This is a genomic window from Bacillus hominis, from assembly GCF_018332515.1.
GTDB lineage: Bacteria > Bacillota > Bacilli > Bacillales > Bacillaceae_G > Bacillus_A > Bacillus_A hominis.
In genome coordinates, this window is record NZ_BOQD01000256.1 from 1 (window position 1) to 3,913 (window position 3,913).

The 3,913-nt window shown below is 35.1% G+C and carries 4 protein-coding genes; all 4 read right to left on the minus strand.

The window, feature by feature from the left end:
- On the minus strand, window positions 1–743 hold a 743-nt coding region (locus KI356_RS21280), incomplete at its 3' end, for a sensor histidine kinase (protein WP_498066719.1).
- Window positions 744–923: 180 nt separating this feature from the next.
- Window positions 924–2,498, minus strand: coding sequence for a flotillin lipid rafts scaffold protein FloT (gene floT, locus KI356_RS21285; protein ID WP_128282748.1), 1,575 nt, complete (start codon window positions 2,496–2,498; stop codon window positions 924–926).
- A gap of 12 nt (window positions 2,499–2,510) precedes the next feature.
- Window positions 2,511–3,059 carry an NfeD family protein gene (locus KI356_RS21290; RefSeq protein ID WP_128282747.1) on the minus strand — a complete coding sequence of 183 codons (549 nt, stop codon included), beginning with the start codon at window positions 3,057–3,059 and terminating at the stop codon, window positions 2,511–2,513.
- A 566-nt stretch (window positions 3,060–3,625) separates the two neighbouring features.
- The coding region (locus KI356_RS21295; protein ID WP_212936375.1) for an LPXTG cell wall anchor domain-containing protein at window positions 3,626–3,913 on the minus strand (288 nt) is incomplete at its 5' end.

Here is a 3,913-nt window from a genome sequence, read left to right on the forward strand (position 1 = left end):
ATATCGTATGCCGCTTGATTTACTAAACTAACCATTCCATTTTTATCGATTACCACAATCCCTTCACGTACAGATTGAATAACTGTACTATGCTCCTCGTATAAAGATGAAATTTCTTCTGGCTCCATTCCAAACATCATTCGCTTAATACTTTTTGCTAAATATACAGAGCCAATTATCCCAATAAACAGACCTGTTATTGTAATCCAAAACACACGCTTTCCATACACTTCTATCGCTCCATGAATATCATCCATTGAAAAACCAACAGATACTACACCAATAATTTCATTATCCTGATTGCGAATTGGGACTTTCCCGCGTAATGAAGGCCCTAATGATCCCGTGGCTTCCGAAACATAAGATTTCCCTTCTAATAGAACCCCTTTGTTATCTCCGCCCACCATAGCTTCTCCTATTTTATCTCGCTTAGGATGTGCATAACGAATACCATCTTTATTTCCAACTACAATAAAGTCAGCATCTGTTTCGATTCGAATTTTTTCTGCAATTGGCTGAATAATAGAAGCTGGATTTTCTTGTTGAAAAGCTTCCTGAATTTCCGGTATAGCAGCAACTGTTTTCGCAACATGCAACGCCCTTTTTCCAATTTGCTCTTCTACTGTTTCAGATAATATATAGTAAAATAAATAACTCGTTAACAGCAATACAACAAGAATAAGTGTACTAATAGTTAATGTAATTCTCGGTTGTAGTTTCAACTTCTCCAATTTCAAAAGCATTCCCCTAACATTATTGAAGATATAATTCAAAGAATATACAGACTTTTCAACTTAATCATACCACATTTATTTCTTTACTTTTATATCATTATTCACTACTCTGCCTTAGTGTTAGCAGAGAGTCCTATAAACACAAAAAGCCCCTCTAGTATCTATTTACTAGAGGGGCTTTTCAACTTACTATTCCTTATCTTTCTCTACTTCTTTTTTCTCACCTTCTACTACAGATACAACAGGTTTATCATTCGATAACTGCTGCACTGCACCTTTGCCCGCAAATCCTTCTAATAGCTCTTTTAAATCAATACCAGAAGAAGCTTTTAATGTTTCTTGCATCGTTGCCATTAAATCAGTCGCATACCCTGCAACTTTTCCAGCACCGCTATTCTTTCCACTTCCGCCTGTATCAACGACTGTAATTTTATCAATGTTACCAAGTGGGCTTGCAATTTCTTTTGCATAACTTGGAAGCATTTTAAGAACCATATCCATAATCGCAGCTTGACCGTATAATTCAAACGCCTCTGCAATTTTTTGCTTCGCTTCGGCCTCTGCTAAACCTTTTAGCCTGATAACATCTGCTTCTGCTGTACCTTGTGCTTTTTGTACTTCTGCCTTCGCTTGACCTTGCGCTTTTTCAATTTCCGCTTTCGCTAAACCTTCCACACGTACTTCTTCTGCACGCGCTCTTGCTTCTGCTTCAATTTTATATTGATCTGCATCTGCCTTTTTTATTTGTTTTACTTTTTCCGCCTCTGCTGATTGTTCAACAGCATAGCGATCTGCATCTGCCTTTTTCTTTACTTCTGCATCGTATTGTTTTTCACGACGCGCAATCTCTTTTTCTTCTAACTCAATTTGCTTTTCACGCTCAATGATTTTAACTCGCATTTGTTCTTCTGTAACACCTTGTTGTGCTTTCGCCTGTTGTAATTCGTAAGAAAGATCCGCATCTGCACGAGCTTGTTCTTGTTCTCTCTTATAAGATTGTACTTTTAATTCCTTATGTTTTTCAGCTTCAGCGATTTGTGCATCACGTTGATATTCCGCTTCTTTCGCTTCTTTTTCTGCACGCGCTTTTTCAATTCGTGCCTCTTTCTCACGCTCTGCATTCGCAACTGTTGCATCACGCTTAACCATTGCAATTTGTGGCTGACCAAGCGCATCTAAGTAACCATTTTTATCCATTATTTCTTTAATTGTAAAGGAGACGATGCGAAGGCCCATCTTCTTCAAATCAGTAGAAGCTACTTCATGTACCTTTTGTGCGAATTGCTCTCTATTACTATAAGCATCTTCTACTGTCATAGAAGATAAAATAGCACGTAGATGCCCTTCTAAAACTTCTTTTGCTTCTATTTTTAACTCTTCCGTTTCTTTTCCTAAATATTGTTCAGCTGCTGTAGAAACTTCTTCAATTGTCGATCCTACTTTAATAATAGAAACACCGTTTACTGTAATCGGTACACCTTGTTTCGTATACGTATCACGTGTTCCAACTTCTAATTTGTAGTTTAATAGGCTAAGAAGTTCTGCTCTTTGCATAATTGGCACAACGAAAGTACCACCACCACGAATGATCTTAATTTTCTTTCCATCATCAGTAGTAACAACATTCTTTCCACCACCAAGCCAGTTCCCTGTCACAATTAATGCTTCATCTGGTCCAACTGTACGATATTTCGTAATAAACACTAAGATAAGTAAAAGTAAGATTGCTAGTAAGACACCACCGATAATTAATGGAATCGTCATGTAAATTCCCCCTTATATTTTTGGTTTTTTTAAAGAATAAGCGATGTTCTGTACAAGTAAAACACCATCTTGAACTCCCTCAATAATAACCTCGGTTCCTTGCGAAATATCTTTCTTTCCAATTGTTTTCGCTGGTATTGCATTACTTCCGAATTTAGAGGATATCAATACTTCTCCAAACCCTTTTGTAGGAATTGTCGTAATGACTTCTCCCTTGCAGCCAATAAATTCATCCATACGTTGCACAGTGTTTTGTTCTGCTTCTGCAATCGGCTTTAAAATTAATATTTTCATTATGAAAACACCGATAAAAGATATAGCAAATGAACCAGCAAAAATAATAGTACTATTAAAGGAAAATAAATATTCTCCTATATAACTAAGTCCACATAACATGGCGAAGAAACTAAGTAATAAAGTAACAACGGATACAGACCCGCCCCCAAAACTAAATATTGATTCAAATATATCTCCAAAGAAAATATAAATAACAGTGAGTATAGTAGCAATAATAAATCCATATAAATAAATTGTTTCAAGTGGATAACCAAACAACACCATTTCTTATCCCCCTTTCTTAAACAATCCCTTTTTTGTTATATGTATGCCTCACCTCTTTCAAAGATTATCATTCTCAATTTTCAGTTATTTAATCTTTAAAGAAAAACCTGTAAGACAGGTCTCTAAAAAAGAACAGGAGAAACCTATTGTGACAGGCTCCTCCTAGAAAATAACCGATATATTATATATCTATATAATATACTATTTTCCACAAAAAGTAAAGTTAAACATACATTGGAAAAGCGCTTATTTTACTGATAATGAGTACGTCCCATCACCATTATTATATTCCATTAAATATTAACATATTATCTGGATAAAATGATATAAAATGCAATATTTCATATTATTTCTTCATACATTTTGAACATATAGTGAGCGAAAAAGACTTACAATTTTTGCTGCAGTAGCTCCATTATTTAAGCGATCGAAACATCCTCGTATTAATATCCTTGCCCTATTCAAAAAGACCTGATCATAAGCATATTTCAACATGAAATCTCTATGATCAGGTCTTCTCAAAAACTTATATAATAGTTTTGTATAATAATAAGATAAAACGTTTTTTATTTCTTAAATAATCTCTTTCTAAATACAAACATACTTAATGCTGAAAGAACAAGTGCTAATCCAGAAAGTAAAGTCGATGTGTTAGCTTGACCACCAGTTGCTGCTAAAGACTCCTTATTTTTCTCTTGCTTATTAGCATGTTGTTTATTCGAATCCTTTTCTTTCGCACTCTCTTGTCCTACGATTTTCACTGGCCCAACTTGATTATCCTCTTTTGTCTCTTGATCCAATCCAGTTGCTGATTCTTTTGCCTCTTCTTTTGTTCCTTCAACTTCTTTTGTTGG

Bases quoted from the DNA above. Each gene is read 5' to 3' on its own strand.
- floT (WP_128282748.1), bottom strand. From the start codon at position 2,498: ATGACGATTCCATTAATTATCGGTGGTGTCTTACTAGCAATCTTACTT.
- KI356_RS21290 (WP_128282747.1), bottom strand. From the start codon at position 3,059: ATGGTGTTGTTTGGTTATCCACTTGAAACAATTTATTTATATGGATTT.